17 protein-coding genes and 3 tRNA genes are annotated in these 16,912 nt (G+C 55.2%); 12 read left to right on the top strand and 8 right to left on the bottom strand.

What is annotated here, in order from left to right; all coding sequences use genetic code 11:
- Nucleotides 1–170: 170 nt before the first annotated feature.
- Together fhuF and URZ40_RS19085 are read right to left on the bottom strand one after the other, a co-directional pair.
- Nucleotides 171–959 carry a siderophore-iron reductase FhuF gene (gene fhuF, locus URZ40_RS19090; RefSeq protein WP_316379735.1) on the bottom strand — a complete coding sequence of 263 codons (789 nt, stop codon included), beginning with the start codon at nt 957–959 and terminating at the stop codon, nt 171–173.
- A 94-nt stretch (nt 960–1,053) separates the two neighbouring features.
- Nucleotides 1,054–2,118 carry a GGDEF domain-containing protein gene (locus URZ40_RS19085; protein WP_061099315.1) on the bottom strand — a complete coding sequence of 355 codons (1,065 nt, stop codon included), beginning with the start codon at nt 2,116–2,118 and terminating at the stop codon, nt 1,054–1,056.
- 254 nt (nt 2,119–2,372) lie between these two features.
- Here URZ40_RS19085 and URZ40_RS19080 point away from each other — a divergent pair, with 254 nt between their 5' ends.
- Nucleotides 2,373–2,603, top strand: coding sequence for a DUF1435 domain-containing protein (locus URZ40_RS19080; RefSeq protein ID WP_116342625.1), 231 nt, complete (start codon nt 2,373–2,375; stop codon nt 2,601–2,603).
- A 41-nt stretch (nt 2,604–2,644) separates the two neighbouring features.
- On the opposite strand, the gene URZ40_RS19075 is transcribed toward URZ40_RS19080, so the two are convergent.
- From URZ40_RS19075 to rsmC, 4 genes are all read right to left on the bottom strand, one after another.
- A tRNA-Leu gene (locus URZ40_RS19075) sits at nt 2,645–2,730 on the bottom strand.
- A gap of 33 nt (nt 2,731–2,763) precedes the next feature.
- A tRNA-Leu gene (locus tag URZ40_RS19070) sits at nt 2,764–2,850 on the bottom strand.
- A 28-nt stretch (nt 2,851–2,878) separates the two neighbouring features.
- Nucleotides 2,879–2,965 (bottom strand) — tRNA-Leu (locus URZ40_RS19065).
- A 174-nt stretch (nt 2,966–3,139) separates the two neighbouring features.
- Nucleotides 3,140–4,168 (bottom strand): 16S rRNA (guanine(1207)-N(2))-methyltransferase RsmC, encoded by a 1,029-nt coding sequence (gene rsmC, locus URZ40_RS19060; protein ID WP_316379734.1) that lies wholly within the window; start codon nt 4,166–4,168, stop codon nt 3,140–3,142.
- A gap of 102 nt (nt 4,169–4,270) precedes the next feature.
- On the opposite strand from rsmC, the gene URZ40_RS19055 reads away from it, so the two are divergent.
- From URZ40_RS19055 to URZ40_RS19020, 8 genes are all read left to right on the top strand, one after another.
- A complete protein-coding gene (locus URZ40_RS19055; protein WP_316379733.1) occupies nt 4,271–4,684 on the top strand; it encodes a DNA polymerase III subunit psi in 414 nt (137 codons plus the stop codon).
- Nucleotides 4,653–5,096 (top strand): ribosomal protein S18-alanine N-acetyltransferase, encoded by a 444-nt coding sequence (gene rimI, locus URZ40_RS19050; protein WP_116342381.1) that lies wholly within the window; start codon nt 4,653–4,655, stop codon nt 5,094–5,096. The genes URZ40_RS19055 and rimI overlap by 32 nt, the downstream gene beginning before the upstream one ends.
- Before the next feature lie 19 nt (nt 5,097–5,115).
- Entirely contained in the window at nt 5,116–5,793 is a 678-nt protein-coding gene (gene yjjG / locus URZ40_RS19045) for a pyrimidine 5'-nucleotidase (RefSeq protein ID WP_316379732.1), read from the top strand.
- A 91-nt stretch (nt 5,794–5,884) separates the two neighbouring features.
- Nucleotides 5,885–7,474, top strand: coding sequence for a peptide chain release factor 3 (gene prfC, locus URZ40_RS19040; RefSeq protein WP_028015433.1), 1,590 nt, complete (start codon nt 5,885–5,887; stop codon nt 7,472–7,474).
- Between the two features lie 300 nt (nt 7,475–7,774).
- A complete protein-coding gene (gene osmY / locus URZ40_RS19035) occupies nt 7,775–8,392 on the top strand; it encodes a molecular chaperone OsmY (protein ID WP_028015434.1) in 618 nt (205 codons plus the stop codon).
- A gap of 127 nt (nt 8,393–8,519) precedes the next feature.
- On the top strand, nt 8,520–8,681 hold the full coding sequence (locus tag URZ40_RS19030; protein ID WP_003856556.1) for a DUF1328 domain-containing protein: 162 nt from the start codon (nt 8,520–8,522) through the stop codon (nt 8,679–8,681).
- A gap of 120 nt (nt 8,682–8,801) precedes the next feature.
- The gene (locus URZ40_RS19025; protein ID WP_320720990.1) at nt 8,802–9,854 is read left to right on the top strand and encodes a patatin family protein; all 1,053 of its coding nucleotides are present in this window, start codon (nt 8,802–8,804) and stop codon (nt 9,852–9,854) included.
- Nucleotides 9,851–10,633 (top strand): TatD family hydrolase, encoded by a 783-nt coding sequence (locus URZ40_RS19020; RefSeq protein WP_320720989.1) that lies wholly within the window; start codon nt 9,851–9,853, stop codon nt 10,631–10,633. Before URZ40_RS19025 ends, URZ40_RS19020 begins: the two co-directional genes overlap by 4 nt.
- Here URZ40_RS19020 and URZ40_RS19015 read toward each other — a convergent pair.
- Together URZ40_RS19015 and URZ40_RS19010 are read right to left on the bottom strand one after the other, a co-directional pair.
- The gene (locus tag URZ40_RS19015; protein ID WP_320720988.1) at nt 10,628–11,488 is read right to left on the bottom strand and encodes a YjjW family glycine radical enzyme activase; all 861 of its coding nucleotides are present in this window, start codon (nt 11,486–11,488) and stop codon (nt 10,628–10,630) included. The two genes, URZ40_RS19020 and URZ40_RS19015, sit on opposite strands and share 6 nt — an antisense overlap.
- On the bottom strand, nt 11,463–13,010 hold the full coding sequence (locus URZ40_RS19010) for a YjjI family glycine radical enzyme (protein WP_320720987.1): 1,548 nt from the start codon (nt 13,008–13,010) through the stop codon (nt 11,463–11,465). The genes URZ40_RS19015 and URZ40_RS19010 overlap by 26 nt, the downstream gene beginning before the upstream one ends.
- A gap of 262 nt (nt 13,011–13,272) precedes the next feature.
- On the opposite strand from URZ40_RS19010, the gene deoC reads away from it, so the two are divergent.
- From deoC to deoB, 3 genes are all read left to right on the top strand, one after another.
- Entirely contained in the window at nt 13,273–14,052 is a 780-nt protein-coding gene (gene deoC, locus URZ40_RS19005) for a deoxyribose-phosphate aldolase (protein ID WP_032644972.1), read from the top strand.
- A 109-nt stretch (nt 14,053–14,161) separates the two neighbouring features.
- A complete protein-coding gene (deoA, locus tag URZ40_RS19000) occupies nt 14,162–15,484 on the top strand; it encodes a thymidine phosphorylase (protein WP_116342627.1) in 1,323 nt (440 codons plus the stop codon).
- A 53-nt stretch (nt 15,485–15,537) separates the two neighbouring features.
- Nucleotides 15,538–16,761 (top strand): phosphopentomutase, encoded by a 1,224-nt coding sequence (gene deoB / locus URZ40_RS18995; protein ID WP_316379728.1) that lies wholly within the window; start codon nt 15,538–15,540, stop codon nt 16,759–16,761.
- Nucleotides 16,762–16,912 lie beyond the last annotated feature (151 nt).

The raw sequence follows: 16,912 nt of genomic DNA, 5'->3' as shown, positions 1-16,912 counted from the left end.
AGTAGCAAGGAACATAAAGTGAACGGAATGACCACCAGAGCCGTATGTTCCCCCTCACCCTAACCCTCTCCCCAAAGGGGCGAGGGGATTGTTCACTGCTCGCATTAATTTATGGAGATTCCTCAGCCCTGTGGGAGAGGGGCAGGGTGAGGGCATCAGGCCGCACTCTACTATTTCAGCGTGCAATCCCCGCACTGCTTGACGTCCGGCAGGCGATAGCGCTGGCAGCAGGTACGACGCACCAGAAGCCCGTCACGGAGCACAACGGTACGGAATAATGGGTTATCGCGGCCATCGGAAAGTTGTTTTGCAAAGAAGCAGGACTGACGCAGGGCCTCCACTTTCTCATCGCCGAGCAGCGGTTTCATTTCCGTTAAATACCAATGGATTAAATATCCGGTATTACTCCAGATAAGCTTCCCGTTGATCTCGCCCGTTGCTTCAAGTGCCTCCACCACTGGGATCAGGGCCTGGATGACAAGCTGTTCCAGACGTTCCTGAGCAGAGAACTGCTCTGCGCCGCGATCTTCGTGCAGGTCAATCCAGAAACAGGCTGCTCGGCCAGTTTCGTGGAACTCGACGTGAAAATGATCCGGGGAGAGCGCCAGCATGCTCTTTTGGGTTAACACCGCCAGCATGAGCGGGGGAACCATCAGCCCGATATACCACTGTGCCCACAGGGAAAGCAGCGGTTTATTTTCCCGCGTTAGGGTCGGCTGATTGCGATAGATATGGTCGGAATAGGTTGCAAGCAGCGACTGCAGCGTAGAGGGTTGCTGCCACTGAGCGAGCGTCATGGCGTGATGCGGGGGCGCTTCATCAAGCCTGATAAAGTCCAGAAGGTGGGCGCGCGTCTGTGCAATCTTATCCCGTATGGCATCCGCAAGCGACGCATCCCCGCTGGTGAGCGGCGCTCGCCAGAGGAGTGGTTCAACGATGTGTGCGGTTTGCGTAGCCATAGTTGAGATAGGAATCTAAATGATAATGATTGCCAATCCTAACTATTGCTCATACCAATGGCAAGACTTTTGTCCTGATTAACCGCTTACGCGCTTAAGCGGTTTGTAGCTCTTCACTCAGCAGAATGTTATTGCGACCTAAATGCTTTGCTTCATAGAGCGCTCTGTCTGCTCTCTCCAGCGCGCCTTCCACGTCTTCATTTTCGAAAATGGCAATACCGATGCTGATGGTGACGTTGGTGGCGACACTTTCGTTGAAAAGATGAGGGATTTTCAAATCATAGACTTTCTGACGGATCCGCTCTGCCGTATGGCGGGCGTGTTCAAGGGAAATATTCGTCAGCAGCACCATGAACTCTTCCCCACCGAAACGCGCCACAATATCGCGTGAACGGACGGCATCACGGATGGCCGCAGAGACGCGTTTCAGTGCCTGGTCGCCCATCATATGGCCATAATGGTCGTTATAGGCTTTGAAGTGGTCGATATCCATCAGAAGGACAAAGTGTTCGCCGTTTTCTACCGCCGGCAGGTTCTCCAGACGGCTCTGCAGGCCGCGACGATTATAGAGCCCGGTTAGAGGATCCATCATGCTGAGATCGGTCAGCGTTTCCCGTTCTTCCAGCAGGCGAGAGAGCAGCTCCTGGGCGAAGCGATCGTTGCGCCTTTGCAAAATGTTATGAATAGCAATAGCCACCACAGGAAGTGCGAAAGAATAGGACATTCTTAGCCATATATCTTGGTCGCTTAACCACAGGCAGACAATAAAGGCGGGGAGCGAGTGCAGCGTAAATGCTTTGATATTACTGGCGAAGGCCAGCGTTCCGATAAAAAGCACCGTGAGTAAGGCTATTATCAAATACATAGCCTGGTCATGGGTAATTAGCGAAAATTTCGAATCAATTTGCCAGGCCCACAAAATACCAAAGATTGCTGAAACGGCAGGAATATTTATCTTCCGCGCGCGCTTTTTCCAGTGCCAGACGAACAGGCCAGTACTGATCGCGAAAATTGCAATCAGAGGGGCAGAAAACACGCGTACAGAATAGAGCGGGTTTGTTACCGAGAACACGGCTGAAGTTGCGTTCAGAAATAAAAATAAACGTAACGATAATTGATATTTTCTTTGAACCAAAGACCGCCAGGATTGTGATGTCATAGTCGTGCGTTTTTATTAAAATTTAATTAAAACAGATAAATAGGTGTGGTTTCGCACTAAAATATGCAAAAAACTCAAAGCGTAATTATAAGAAAAACTTTATGTGTAGTTAACAGGTGAGCAATTTATCACCTTAGGAAATTTCTGTCATTCTACATAAGGGTAAAGGCCGATCTTTTTTGCTTCACTGCGCGACAAATGATAATTTTTATCATATGATATTGTTTATCATTATCGTTATGAAAGGGCGATGTATGTTGAACAGGGCGCTGGGAAGTGCATGGGGAGTATTGTTGCCGGGCGTAATCCTTGGCGTGTTGATGTTTGCCGATCTCTCCATCAATATCTGGAAGGCCATCATTGTGTCAGGATTGCTGGTTACGTCAGGCATGATCTGGCATAAGCAACTTCGTCACTTTGTTTTACTGCCATCGTGTGTCGCATTGATCAGTGGAATTCTGGTGATACTGATGAGTTTGAAATAACAGGGAAAACAAGAGGTGCTACAGAAGGGATGTAAGATAATTGGTGCGAGGGGGGGGACTCGAACCCCCACATCCTAAGGACACTAACACCTGAAGCTAGCGCGTCTACCAATTCCGCCACCTTCGCACAGTCATCTTACTAATTCTGATATCGCCTCGTTGGTGCGAGGGGGGGGACTCGAACCCCCACATCCGTAAGGACACTAACACCTGAAGCTAGCGCGTCTACCAATTCCGCCACCTTCGCCCAGTGCGAGCAATATCAACGTGATTTATGGTGCGAGGGGGGGGACTCGAACCCCCACATCCGTAAGGACACTAACACCTGAAGCTAGCGCGTCTACCAATTCCGCCACCTTCGCATACCATCGATACTGTAAAAGTATCGTAACCACGGAGGCGCATTCTAGATGTTTTCAGCTTTACGTCAACTGAAAATTGCGCGACTTTTATTGATTGCTGCAAAAATGGACGGAATTGAGACGCCTGCTTGCCGGATGGCGCTGGCGCTTATCCGGCCTGCATTTTATGGCAAATTATTTCTTTGCCTGACGCGTCATCACGGTGCGGTAGACCTTAAAGCGGCCAGTCTGGGCGATCACTTCGTGGAAGCCGAAGGTTTCGTCCAGCACTTTCGGGTACGCCAGGAAGGCGTTCGCCACGATGCGCAGCTCGCCGCCGCTGTTGAGGTGGCGAGTCGCGCCACGGATCAGCGTTTGCGCAGCTTCGAGGCTGGTCTCCATGCCGTCGTGGAACGGCGGGTTAGAGATAATCATGTCAAAGCGGCCGGTCACGTCAGAGAAGACGTTGCTGGCAATCACCTCGCCTTCAATGCCGTTTGCGGCAAGCGTTGCGCGGCTGGCTTCAACCGCCGGGGCGCTTACGTCACACAGGGTTAAACGCACTTTTGGTGAATGGCTGGCAAGCACCGTTGAAAGCACGCCCGCGCCGCAGCCCACGTCCAGCACTTTGCCTTTGGTGTGCGGTGTCAGAGTGGAGAGCAGCAGCTTGCTGCCCGTATCCAGCGCGTCACGGCTGAAGACGCCCGGCAGGGTTTTGATGGTCAGGCCGTCAAGCTGGTATTCGTCCCAGAAGGTGTTGGCATCGAACGTTGTCTGCTTTTCCAGACGGCCATGATACAGACCGCAGCGACGCGCGCTGTCGACTTTGGTCAGCGGCGCGTAGGCTTCCAGCATCTGCTCGGCGCTACGGACGCCGCTGCGGTTTTCACCGACCACGAAAATATCACAGCCAACCGGCAGCAGGGAGAGCAGGTTCATCAGCTGGAACTGGGCTTCCGGCTTGTTCTTCGGCCAGTAGTAGATCAGCGTATCGCAGTCGGCAATATCGCTCTGCTCCGCCACCAGGCTGAAGCGTGCGCGCTCGCCCATCTGGCGGCTCAACACCTGCCAGTGGTGGTAGTATTGGGTGTGGGCACGGCTTTCAGCACAGTCGAAACGCGCGGGCAGGTCATCCTGCATATCTCCGGCAAACAGAATACGGCTTTCTTCGAAATCATCACTGTGACGCAGCAAGACTTCACTTGCCGGGGTAAATGCAGACATGAATTGTTCCTCAATAAACTCAGGCGGGGATTATAGTAGGTAGATGGCGCACTTTCGACACATTTGCTATATTTGCGCGCCTGAGAGACAGGAGTTATCCCTATGACATCCCGACGAGACTGGCAGTTGCAGCAGCTGGGCATTACCCAGTGGGCCTTGCGTCGCCCGACGGCGTTGCAGGGCGAAATCGCCATCTCCATCCCTGCGCACGTTCGGCTGGTGATGGTAGCGGAAGAACTGCCTGCCCTGAATGAACCCCTGATCGGTGATGTCCTTCGCAGCCTGAAGCTGACGCCCGACCAGGTCTTACAGCTGAAGCCTGAACGGGTTGCCATGCTTCCTCCTGATAGCCGCTGTAACAGCTGGCGCATCGGAGAGACTAGCGACATCTCTCTTCAGGGGAGCAAAATCAGCTCGCCAGCACTGGACGAGCTGAAAGCCAATCCAAAGGCGCGCAGCGCGCTATGGCAACAAATCTGCGAATATGAACACGATTTCTTCCCTCACGACGCCTGACCTGACCGCAGCGTTCGCGATTGAAACACGCGCCCACACCTTTCCGTGGAGCGAGAAAACGTTTGCCAGCAATCAGGGCGAGCGCTATCTGAACTACCGTCTGGACGTTGACGGCACCATGGCCGCGTTTGCCATCACGCAGGTCGTTCTTGACGAGGCGACGCTGTTTAACATCGCCGTCGACCCGGCGTTTCAGCGCCGTGGGCTGGGAAGAGAACTGCTTGAGCATCTCATTCGTGAGCTCGAAACCCGTGACGTTTTCACCCTGTGGCTGGAGGTGCGCGCATCGAATGTCGCCGCCATCGCGCTCTATGAAAGCTTAGGCTTTAACGAGGCGACAGTCCGCCGTAACTACTACCCCACCGCAGAGGGACGTGAAGACGCCATCATAATGGCTCTGCCGATTGGATAACGAAGATAAGGTTGTAACGATGAAATGGGACTGGATTTTCTTTGATGCCGACGAAACGCTGTTTACGTTTGACTCGTTTGGCGGCCTACAGCGGATGTTTCTCGACTATAGCGTGACCTTCACCGCTGAAGATTTTCAGAACTATCAGGCGGTGAACAAGCCGCTGTGGGTGGATTACCAGAACGGTGCCATCACTGCGTTACAGCTTCAGCACCAGCGTTTTGACGTCTGGGCGGAGCGCTTAAACGTGAGTCCGGGCTCGCTGAATGATGCTTTTCTCAATGCGATGGCGGATATTTGCGCGCCACTGCCGGGCGCGGTTTCTCTGTTGAATGCGTTGAAAGGCAAAGTGAAACTGGGAATCATCACTAACGGCTTCACCGCGCTGCAGCAAATCCGTCTGGAGCGCACCGGCCTGCGCGATCATTTTGACGCGCTGGTGATCTCCGAAGAGGTGGGGGTGCCGAAACCGGATCCGCGGATTTTCGATTATGCGCTGGCGCAGGCCGGTAATCCCGACCGCGATCGCGTGCTGATGGTGGGGGATACCGCAGAGTCTGATATTCTTGGCGGTATGAAGTCAGGTTTGTCGACCGTCTGGCTAAATGCGCATGGCCGCGTGAAGCCTGAAGGCATCGAGCCAACCTGGACCGTCACGTCATTGACCGAACTGGAGCAACTCCTGTGTAAACAATGATTGCCTGCCCCCCGTTGATGGGTAAAATAGCCGCAATTTTGTATTCCATGATGCGTGGCGTGCTGCCGCGCTTATAAAAGAAGATTTAATTATGACGTTGTCTCCTTATCTGCAAGAGGTGGCCAAGCGCCGTACTTTTGCCATTATCTCGCACCCGGATGCCGGTAAAACGACCATCACCGAAAAGGTGTTGCTGTTCGGACAGGCGATCCAGACTGCGGGTACCGTTAAAGGCCGTGGCTCCAGCCAGCATGCAAAATCTGACTGGATGGAGATGGAAAAGCAGCGCGGTATTTCGATTACCACCTCCGTGATGCAGTTCCCGTATCACGACTGCCTGGTAAACCTGCTGGACACCCCGGGCCACGAAGACTTCTCCGAAGATACCTACCGTACCCTGACGGCGGTGGACTGCTGTCTGATGGTGATCGACGCCGCGAAGGGTGTAGAAGATCGTACCCGCAAGCTGATGGAAGTTACCCGCCTGCGTGATACGCCGATCCTCACCTTTATGAACAAACTCGACCGTGACATCCGTGACCCGATGGAGCTGATGGATGAAGTGGAAAACGAGCTGAAGATCGCCTGTGCGCCAATTACCTGGCCAATTGGCTGCGGTAAGCTGTTCAAAGGCGTTTACCACCTCTATAAAGACGAAACTTATCTGTACCAGACCGGTAAAGGCCACACCATTCAGGAAGTGCGCATTGTGAAAGGTCTGGACAACCCGGATCTGGATGCCGCGGTTGGCGAAGAGCTGGCCGCGCAGCTGCGCGACGAGCTGGAGCTGGTGAAGGGGGCGTCTCACGAGTTCGACAAAGAGCTGTTCCTGAGCGGTGAAATTACCCCGGTCTTCTTCGGTACCGCGCTGGGTAACTTTGGCGTAGACCACATGCTGGACGGTCTGGTGGAGTGGGCTCCGCAGCCAATGCCGCGTAAAACCGACACTCGCGAAGTGGAAGCGAAAGAAGAGAAATTCACCGGTTTCGTCTTCAAAATTCAGGCCAACATGGACCCGAAACACCGCGACCGCGTGGCCTTTATGCGCGTAGTGTCCGGTAAGTATGAGAAGGGCATGAAGCTGCGCCAGGTGCGTATTGGCAAAGATGTGGTGATCTCCGACGCGCTGACCTTTATGGCGGGTGACCGCTCGCACGTTGAGGAAGCGTATCCGGGCGACATCATCGGTCTGCACAACCACGGTACGATCCAGATCGGCGATACCTTCACCCAGGGCGAAATGATGAAGTTCACCGGGATTCCGAACTTCGCGCCGGAGCTGTTCCGTCGTATTCGTCTGCGCGATCCGCTGAAGCAGAAGCAGCTGCTGAAAGGCCTGGTTCAGCTCTCCGAAGAGGGCGCCGTGCAGGTGTTCCGTCCAATCGCCAACAACGATCTGATCGTCGGCGCGGTGGGTGTGCTGCAGTTCGACGTGGTGGTTGCGCGTCTGAAGAGCGAGTACAACGTGGAAGCGATTTACGAATCGGTCAACGTGGCCACCGCGCGCTGGGTTGAGTGTTCAGACGTGAAGAAATTCGAAGAATTTAAGCGTAAGAACGAAATTCAGCTGGCGCTGGATGGCGGCGACAACCTGACCTATATCGCGCCAACGATGGTCAACCTGAACCTGACGCAGGAACGTTATCCTGACGTACAGTTCCGCAAAACGCGCGAACACTAATCCCCTCTCAGAGCACGGCAATCGCCGTGCTCTTCTTTTATTCCAGTCTTATTAATCCCTTGCGGAATGTTCTTAATTCACCGCTATTTCACGCTATTCGCGCGTTTTTTACTCAATTTTGAAAGCGGCATTGTGAGAGTGATCTATATTTAACTCAGTGTTTAGCACCGGGTGTGGATGAATTAACTGTTCAATGCATGTCGATTGGTTCTCCATTTCACCCGTGTGTTTATTCGCAATATATAAAACTACTAAGGAAGTATGTAGCCCGAATAGCGGGTAAAACACAGGAATAAATCGATGAATATGACAAGACTGAAGATTTCTAAAACTCTGCTGGCTGTAACACTGGGTAGCGTTCTGGTTAGCGGTTCCGCCCTCGCGGAAAGCAGCACCATGGATAAAGCACAGTCCACGGCCGATACCGCAGGGCAAAAAATCGATAGCTCTATGAATAAAGTCGGTAATTTCATGGACGACAGCTCTATCACAGCAAAAGTGAAAGCCGCGCTGGTGGATGATGAAGCCATCAAGAGCACCGATATTTCCGTTAAGACCGACAAGAAAGTGGTCACCCTGAGTGGCTTCGTGGAAAGCCAGGCGCAGGCAGAACAGGCGGTGAAAGTCGCTAAGGGTGTCGAAGGTGTGGCCTCCGTGAGCGATAAACTGCACGTTCGCGACGGTAAAAACGCGTCGGTGAAAGGTTATGCCGGGGATGCGGCAACCACCAGCGAAATCAAAGCTAAACTTTTAGCAGATGACATCGTGCCGTCTCGTAAGGTGAAAGTAGAAACCACCGATGGTGTGGTTCAGCTTTCCGGTACGGTTGATTCCCAGGCGCAAAGTGAACGTGCCGAGTCAATTGCGAAAGCCATTGATGGTGTGAAAAGCGTTAAAAACGATCTGAAAACGAAGTAATTCTGGACCATTCGCCCGCCGGGCTAAATCCTGCGGGCGAAATAAGAACGACTCTGGAAAAACGCCGGTGAGTGACCTGAGCGCTCACGTTTAGCGGCCGACATTAACTATGGTAAAGGAGAAGCTTATGTTTCGTTGGGGCATTATATTTCTGGTTATCGCGTTAATTGCCGCCGCATTGGGCTTTGGTGGTCTGGCAGGTACAGCGGCATGGGCAGCTAAAATTGTCTTCGTCGTCGGTATTATTCTGTTCCTGGTCAGCCTGTTTACGGGGCGTCGACGTCCATAGCAAACGCAATATTTCTTCAACAAAATAAAGCCAGTCCCTGCGACTGGCTTTTTCTTATTTGCGTTACAGGTCGGGTGCGTTACTGTGGAGTGATAAAATAATCAAAACAGGAAAGCAGAGGTGGGGCAACGAATTCCCGTTACGATCGGCAATATTGCGCCGCTGACGTTAAAACCGTTTCGCGCGGGTCAACTCGCACTGGTTTGTGAGGGGGGAGGACAGCGCGGCATTTTCACCGCCGGCGTGCTGGATGAATTTATGCGCGCGCAGTTCAACCCGTTTGACCTCTACTTCGGTACGTCCGCCGGGGCGCAGAATCTCTCTGCCTATGTCTGTAACCAGCCCGGCTACGCGCGAAAAGTAATCATGCGCTACACCACGGCGAAAGAATTTTTTAACCCGGTGCGCTTCGTGCGCGGCGGCAACCTGATCGATCTCGACTGGCTTCTGGAGTCGACCTCCAGCCAGATGCCGCTGGCCATGGATACCGCCGCCCGTCTGTTTGATAGCGGCAAAGCGTTCTGGATGTGCGCCAGCCGGGGGGATGACTACTCGCCGGGCTATTTCTCACCGCAGAAGGATAACTGGCTGGACATCATCCGCGCCTCCAGCGCTATTCCCGGTTTTTATCGTACCGGAGCTCTGCTGGACGGCATCAGCTATCTGGACGGCGGCATCAGCGACGCGGTGCCGGTGCAGGAAGCCGCCCGGCGCGGGGCGAAAACTATCGTGGTGATCCGTACCGTGCCGTCGCAAATGTATTACACACCCCAGTGGTTTAAACGGATGGAGCGCTGGCTGGGCGACAGCAGCCTGCAGCCGCTGGTGAACATCGCAAAGCAGCATGAAACCACCTACGGCGCGATGCAGCGCTTTATTGAAAAACCGCCGGGTAAGCTGCGAATTTTTGAAATCTATCCGCCGAAGCCGCTGCTGAGCATGGCGCTGGGCAGCCGCGTCCCTGCGCTGCGCATGGATTACAAAACGGGGCGGCTGTGCGGGCGTTACTTCCTGGCGACGGTGGGGAAAATGCTGGCGGAGCAGCCGCCGCTTCATCGGCATAAACGGATTATTATGCCGCCTGCGGTTGTCGCCAATGATGCCCTGACGATGCCGCTGGTGGATATCCCGCAGGCGAATGACGCTTTACTGGATAACGAGGATCTGGCGTGACGCACCGCTTTGTTGATACCCACTGCCACTTTGATTTCCCGCCGTTTACGGGGGATGAAGCGCAAAGCATTGCGAAAGCTGCCGAGGCAGGCGTTCAGGCCATCATTGTGCCGTCAGTAGAAGCGGCCTATTTTTCCCGCGTGCTGGATCTTTCCACGCGATACCCCGCGCTTTATGCCGCGCTCGGCCTGCATCCGATTGTCATTGAGCGCCATCGTGATGAGCATCTTGAAGAGCTGGATCAGGTGCTGCAAAGTGCAGGAGAGAAACTTGTCGCCATCGGCGAGATCGGCCTCGATCTCTATCGCGAGGATCCGCAGTTTGAACGCCAGCAGACGATCCTCGACGCGCAGCTCAGGCTGGCAAAGCGTCACGATCTGCCGGTGATCCTCCACTCAAGGCGCACGCACGATAAGCTCGCAATGCACCTTAAACGTATCGATCTGCCGCGAAGAGGCGTTGTACACGGTTTTTCCGGCAGCCTGCAGCAGGCGCAGCGTTTTATTGAGCTGGGGTATAAAATTGGTGTCGGTGGCACCATCACCTATCCGCGCGCCAGTAAAACCCGCGATGTGATGGCTCAGCTGCCGCTGTCCGCGCTTCTGCTGGAAACTGACGCGCCGGATATGCCGCTGAATGGTTTTCAGGGGCAGCCGAATCGCCCGGAACAGGCGGCGCGCGTTTTTGACGTGCTGTGCGAACTGCGTCAGGAACCTGGAGATGTGATTGCCGGCGCGCTGCTGGAAAATACCCGTTCGGTTTTTGGCATCACGCTATAGATAAAGCGCCGGACGAATCACCGTTATTTTCTTTTTTTCCAGCGCCCGGGCCAGCGGTTCAACGTCCTCCGGCGTGGCGCTGCGCCATGACGCTGCCTCGCCGTAAACCCCATGCGCATGAAAAGCGTTGATGCGCACCGGCACATTCCCAAGCCCGTGGATAAAGGTCGTTAGCGGCTTGAGATGTTCCAGGTAATCACACTGCTCCGGAATAACCAGCAAGCGGAGTTCCGTCAAACGGTGACGATCTGCCAGCCAGCGGATGCTCTGTTTAATCTGCGGGTTTTCGCGCCCGGTCAGGAAGCGGTGATGCTCGTTCCCCCACGCCTTCAGATCCAGCATCGCGCCATCCAGTACCGGCAGCAGCTTTTGCCAGCCGGTTTCGCTTAACAGACCGTTGCTGTCTACCAGACAGGTTAAATGATGTAGCTCAGGATCGGTTTTGATCGCGGTAAACAGGGCGATTAAAAACGGCAGCTGCGTGGTGGCTTCGCCCCCGCTGACGGTAACGCCCTCAATAAAGGGGGCGGCTTTTCGGATCTGCGTGAGGATCTCCTCCACGCTCAGGCGGTTCGCCATAGGCGTTGCCTGCTGCTGGCACAGGCGCAGGCAGGTGTCGCACTGCTGGCAGTGACTCTCCTGCCACCAGACGCGTCCTGCCTGAATGGTCAGCGCGTCATGCGGGCAGTGGGGCACGCAGTCCCCGCAGTCGTTGCAGCGCCCGATGGTCCACGGGTTGTGGCAGGTTTTGCAGCGCAGGTTGCAGCCCTGCAGGAACAGCGCCAGGCGGCTGCCCGGCCCGTCCACGCAGGAGAAGGGAATGACCTGACTAACTAAAGCGCATCTGCTGTTCATGGCTTATCACGCGAGGCTGACGTTCCAGAATTCGGGTATTGCGTGCGGCTTCTTCACCCAGCCAGGTGGTATTGGTGCGCGATCCGGCTTCGCGGTACTTTTCCAGATCCGACAAGCGCACCATATACCCAGTTACGCGGACCAGATCGTTACCGGCGACATTCGCGGTGAACTCACGCATACCGGCCCTGAACGCACCCAGGCAAAGCTGAACCACCGCCTGAGGATTGCGTTTTACCGTCTCATCCAGCGTTAAAATATCGCTAATCCCGGAGTGATAGTGTTTATGGTGCGGCGCAACAGCCAGCAGGTGGCTGATGGGATCCGGTTCGTCGCCGTAGGGCAGACGCGCGCCCGGCGTGGTGCCCGAATCGGAGCTGATGCCTGACTGGGCGTGCAGCATCGCGCGCTGCTTCCAGCCGTGTTTCACCGGCGTGTTTTCGACAAACGCTGCAAGCTGTTCGCTGATGCGATAACCCAGCGCGTTGGCCTGTTCGTCCTTTCCGTAGCGTCCCGCTATTCCTGATTTCTCACAGAGCGCGTTTACCGCTTCCGCCAGGCCGTACATGCCAAACATCGGCACAAACCGATCGGCATCAATCAGCCCCTCTTTTACCAGGAAGCTATTCTCAAAGAAGCCAGACTGCCCGTACAGGAAATCGCAGCGTGCATCGATGATGGCAATTTGCTGCTGGCAGTAGTGCGGGAGCGTGCGGGTGAAGAAGTCTTCAATGGATGTGCTGCGTTCAGCCATGGCTTTGAGGTTAAGGCGCACCAGGGTGCTGCCACCGCCTGCCAGCGGCAGGGAGTTGTAACAACTCACCACGCCGTAACGGCCTTTTGTGAAAATTTTATCATTCATTGGGCCATTGGAAATATGCGGTTTGCTGCATTCACATATGTTTTTTGCCACCTCAAGTAGCAAGTCGTCCGGGGTGATATCGGGATCGTAGATAAAGGTCAGGTTCGGCGCGACCTGCTTCAGCTCTGCGTCGGCACGCAGAATGGCACGGGTGATGGGGCCGTCGGCAGGCCCGATGTTTGCGTGCATAAACGCATCCGGCAGCGTACGATCGAGATAGCGCCAGAAACGTTTTACTCGGCTATCGATCTCTTCTTGTGTTAGAATTCTAACATACGGAGTTAATATCGCATCAAGCTGACCGAGATAGACCGGCATCGATGTGACAGACGGAACATGGTGGTAGAGGATGGTTAACAGCGAGAGGGCGTCGTCGAGATCTTTCGCCCCTTCCAGCTCCAGCCATTCTGAACCGTTAGCCAGAAATTTTGCGTAATCCGGCAGAACGTAACGGGGTTTGAAAGGCGCGTGGCCTTCGAACATGTCGCAGATAAACCCTTCGTCCAGCGCGGCTCGCGCGGCCTCAGGAAGTGTCGGATACGGCAGGTTGTTTTCCGCTTCCAGCGCCAGAAAATGACGTTTTTGTTCCGGGGTTAACACCGGGCTTGTCACAATGTGCTGGCAACGTTGTTGCAGGGCGTCGGGGCTGGAGTGGGGCATATTCGCTTCCTTGAGTGTTCTGCGGATGATGAGCGAATTGTAGGAAGCCAGCCTGTCGGGGCTTTTGATCCGACAGGGGGTATCGCTGCTTTAGTCGGCAATTTACGCGCTAAAGTTTGAAGAAGATCTCATTACAGTAATGCAAATTTGTACGCAGTTTTCATTAACTGTGATGAATGTCGAAGTGTGGATGCGGGTGGATGTTAGAATACTCACAGACCCGCAAGGTAAAATTTATACGGCACTGCCGTTGGAGAATGTTATGACCGATTTAACTGCAAGCAGCCTGCGCGCGTTGAAACTGATGGACCTGACCACCCTGAACGATGACGACACCAATGAAAAAGTCATCGCCCTGTGCCATCAGGCGAAAACGCCAGTGGGCAACACCGCCGCTGTCTGCATCTACCCGCGCTTTATCCCGATTGCCCGCAAAACGCTGAAAGAGCAGGGCACTCCGGACGTGCGCATTGCAACCGTGACTAACTTCCCGCACGGCAACGACGATATCGAGATCGCGCTGGCGGAAACCCGTGCGGCGATTGCCTACGGTGCAGACGAAGTTGACGTGGTGTTCCCTTACCGCGCGCTGATCGCTGGCAACGAGCAGGTCGGTTTTGACCTGGTGAAAGCCTGTAAAGACGCGTGTGCGGCGGCAAACGTGCTGCTTAAAGTGATCATCGAAACCGGCGAGCTGAAAGAAGAGGCGCTGATTCGTAAAGCGTCTGAAATCTCCATCAAAGCCGGTGCGGATTTTATTAAAACCTCTACCGGTAAAGTGCCGGTGAATGCGACCCCGGAAAGCGCGCGCATCATGATGGAAGTGATCCGCGACATGGGCGTGTCCAAAACCGTTGGCTTCAAGCCTGCGGGCGGCGTGCGTACCGCGGAAGACGCGCAGCAGTTCCTGGCAATTGCCGACGAGCTGTTTGGCGCAGAGTGGGCGGATTCCCGTCACTACCGCTTCGGCGCGTCCAGCCTGCTGGCCAGCCTGCTGAAAGCGCTGGGTCACGGCGACGGTAAGAGCGCAAGCAGCTACTGATTGCCAGACAATGCCGGATGACGCTTCGCTTATCCGGCCTACAGGATCGTAGGGCGGGTAAGCGTAGCGCCACCCGCCACAACTCCCCCGATTCCGCATGGAGGTTACCGTGTTTCTCGCACAAGAAATTATTCGTAAAAAACGTGATGGTCAGGCATTAAGCGACGAAGAGATCCGCTTCTTTATCAACGGCATTCGTGATAACACCGTCTCAGAAGGGCAGATTGCGGCTCTGGCGATGACCATTTTCTTCCACGATATGTCGATGCCCGAGCGCGTGTCGCTGACCATGGCGATGCGAGATTCAGGAACCGTTCTGGACTGGAAAAGCCTTAACCTTAACGGCCCGATTGTGGACAAACACTCCACCGGCGGCGTGGGCGACGTGACGTCTCTGATGCTCGGCCCCATGGTGGCAGCCTGCGGCGGTTACATTCCGATGATCTCCGGGCGCGGCCTGGGCCACACCGGCGGTACGCTCGACAAACTGGAAGCCATTCCGGGCTTCGATATCTTCCCGGACGACAACCGCTTCCGCGACATTATTAAAGACGTTGGTGTGGCGATTATCGGCCAGACCAGCTCTCTTGCTCCGGCAGACAAACGTTTCTATGCAACCCGCGATATCACCGCGACCGTTGACTCCATCCCGCTGATCACCGCCTCTATCCTGGCGAAGAAACTGGCTGAAGGGCTGGACGCGCTGGTGATGGACGTGAAGGTGGGCAGCGGCGCCTTTATGCCGACCTATGAACTCTCTGAGGCGCTGGCCGAAGCGATTGTTGGCGTCTCTAACGGCGCGGGCGTGCGCACCACCGCGCTGCTGACCGACATGAACCAGGTGCTGGCTTCCAGCGCCGGTAACGCGGTTGAAGTCCGCGAAGCCGTGCAATTTCTCACCGGCGAATACCGTAACCCGCGTCTGTTCGACGTCACTATGGCGCTGTGCGTGGAGATGCTCATCTCCGGCAAACTTGCTAAAGACGATGCGGAGGCCCGCGCGAAGCTGCAGGCGGTGCTGGACAACGGCAAAGCGGCGGAGATCTTTGGCCGCATGGTGGCGGCGCAAAAAGGCCCGACCGATTTCGTCGAAAATTACGCGAAGTACCTGCCGACCGCGATGCTCAGCAAAGCCGTCTATGCGGATAGCGAAGGCTTTGTCTCTGCCATGGACACCCGCGCGCTCGGCATGGCTGTCGTGTCTATGGGCGGCGGTCGTCGTCAGGCATCCGACACCATTGATTACAGCGTCGGCTTTACCGACATGGCCCGTCTGGGCGACAGCGTTGACGGCCAACGTCCGCTGGCGGTGATCCACGCCAAAGATGAAGCCAGCTGGCAGGACGCGGCGAAAGCGGTGAAAGCCGCCATTACGCTTGATGATAAAGCGCCGGAAAACACCCCAACGGTCTATCGCCGTATCACCGAATAGCGGTATACTGATCTGATCGCATTTTTATGAAGCACTAAGTACGGAGAACAATTATGAAACGTGCATTTATTATGGTGCTGGACTCATTCGGCATCGGCGCAACCGAAGATGCAGAACGTTTTGGTGACGTGGGTTCCGATACCATGGGTCACATCGCGGAAGCCTGTGCTAAAGGCGAAGCGGACAACGGTCGTAAAGGCCCTCTGACTCTGCCAAATCTGACCCGCCTCGGTCTGGTGAAAGCGCATGAAGGTTCTACCGGTAAAATCGCAGCCGGTATGGACGGCAACGCGGAAGTGGTGGGCGCCTACGCCTGGGCGCACGAGCTCTCTTCCGGTAAAGACACCCCGTCCGGTCACTGGGAAATCGCCGGTGTGCCGGTGCTGTTCGACTGGGGCTATTTCTCCGATCACGAGAACAGCTTCCCGCAGGAGCTGCTCGATAAGCTGGTCAAGCGTGCCAACCTGCCGGGCTACCTCGGTAACTGCCACTCTTCCGGTACCGTGATTCTGGACCAGCTCGGCGAAGAGCACATGAAAACCGGCAAGCCGATTTTCTACACTTCTGCTGACTCCGTGTTCCAGATTGCCTGCCACGAAGAGACCTACGGCCTGGATAAACTCTACGAGCTGTGCGAAATCGCCCGTGAAGAGCTGACCGAAGGCGGCTACAACATTGGCCGCGTGATCGCGCGTCCGTTTATCGGCGACAAAGCGGGTAACTTCCAGCGTACCGGTAACCGTCATGACCTGGCCGTTGAGCCACCAGCGCCAACCGTGCTGCAGAAGCTGGTTGAAGAGAAAGACGGCCACGTGGTTTCCGTGGGTAAAATCGCGGATATCTACGCCAACTGCGGCATCACCAAAAAGGTCAAAGCGACCGGTCTCGATGCGCTGTTCGATGCCACCATCAAAGAGATGAAAGAAGCGGGCGACAAAACCATTGTCTTTACCAACTTCGTGGACTTCGACTCCTCCTGGGGCCACCGTCGCGACGTTGCGGGTTATGCTGCTGGTCTTGAACTGTTTGACCGCCGTCTGCCTGAGCTGATGGAGCTGGTGGGTGAAGATGACATTCTGATCCTGACCGCAGACCACGGCTGTGACCCAACCTGGACCGGTACCGACCATACCCGTGAGCACATCCCGGTGCTGGTGTATGGCCCGAAAGTGAAGCCGGGCTCGCTCGGTCACCGTGAAACCTTCGCGGACATCGGCCAGACCCTTGCGAAATATTTTGGCACGTCTGACATGGAATATGGCAAAGCCATGTTCTAAACGGATTGGGTGCGGCCTGATGCCCTCATCCCGCTCCTCTCCCACGAGAAATACGGGTGCGGTCTGATGCCCTCACCCCAACCCTCTCCCACGAGAAACACGGGTGCGGCCTGATGCCCTCACCCCAACCCTCTCCCACAGGGAGAGGGAG

The organism is Enterobacter sp. 296B2 (assembly GCF_034106185.1).
Taxonomy (GTDB): Bacteria; Pseudomonadota; Gammaproteobacteria; order Enterobacterales; family Enterobacteriaceae; genus Enterobacter; species Enterobacter cloacae_N.
This window is presented reverse-complemented; position numbering and strand designations above follow the sequence as displayed.

What these genes read in the sequence shown, in the direction of transcription:
- fhuF (WP_316379735.1), bottom strand. Translation starts at nt 959, where the DNA reads ATGGCTACGCAAACCGCACACATCGTTGAACCACTCCTCTGGCGAGCG.
- URZ40_RS19085 (WP_061099315.1), bottom strand. Translation starts at nt 2,118, where the DNA reads ATGACATCACAATCCTGGCGGTCTTTGGTTCAAAGAAAATATCAATTA.
- URZ40_RS19080 (WP_116342625.1), top strand. Translation starts at nt 2,373, where the DNA reads ATGTTGAACAGGGCGCTGGGAAGTGCATGGGGAGTATTGTTGCCGGGC.
- rsmC (WP_316379734.1), bottom strand. Translation starts at nt 4,168, where the DNA reads ATGTCTGCATTTACCCCGGCAAGTGAAGTCTTGCTGCGTCACAGTGAT.
- URZ40_RS19055 (WP_316379733.1), top strand. Translation starts at nt 4,271, where the DNA reads ATGACATCCCGACGAGACTGGCAGTTGCAGCAGCTGGGCATTACCCAG.
- rimI (WP_116342381.1), top strand. Translation starts at nt 4,653, where the DNA reads ATGAACACGATTTCTTCCCTCACGACGCCTGACCTGACCGCAGCGTTC.
- yjjG (WP_316379732.1), top strand. Translation starts at nt 5,116, where the DNA reads ATGAAATGGGACTGGATTTTCTTTGATGCCGACGAAACGCTGTTTACG.
- prfC (WP_028015433.1), top strand. Translation starts at nt 5,885, where the DNA reads ATGACGTTGTCTCCTTATCTGCAAGAGGTGGCCAAGCGCCGTACTTTT.
- osmY (WP_028015434.1), top strand. Translation starts at nt 7,775, where the DNA reads ATGAATATGACAAGACTGAAGATTTCTAAAACTCTGCTGGCTGTAACA.
- URZ40_RS19030 (WP_003856556.1), top strand. Translation starts at nt 8,520, where the DNA reads ATGTTTCGTTGGGGCATTATATTTCTGGTTATCGCGTTAATTGCCGCC.
- URZ40_RS19015 (WP_320720988.1), bottom strand. Translation starts at nt 11,488, where the DNA reads ATGAACAGCAGATGCGCTTTAGTTAGTCAGGTCATTCCCTTCTCCTGC.
- URZ40_RS19010 (WP_320720987.1), bottom strand. Translation starts at nt 13,010, where the DNA reads ATGCCCCACTCCAGCCCCGACGCCCTGCAACAACGTTGCCAGCACATT.
- deoC (WP_032644972.1), top strand. Translation starts at nt 13,273, where the DNA reads ATGACCGATTTAACTGCAAGCAGCCTGCGCGCGTTGAAACTGATGGAC.
- deoB (WP_316379728.1), top strand. Translation starts at nt 15,538, where the DNA reads ATGAAACGTGCATTTATTATGGTGCTGGACTCATTCGGCATCGGCGCA.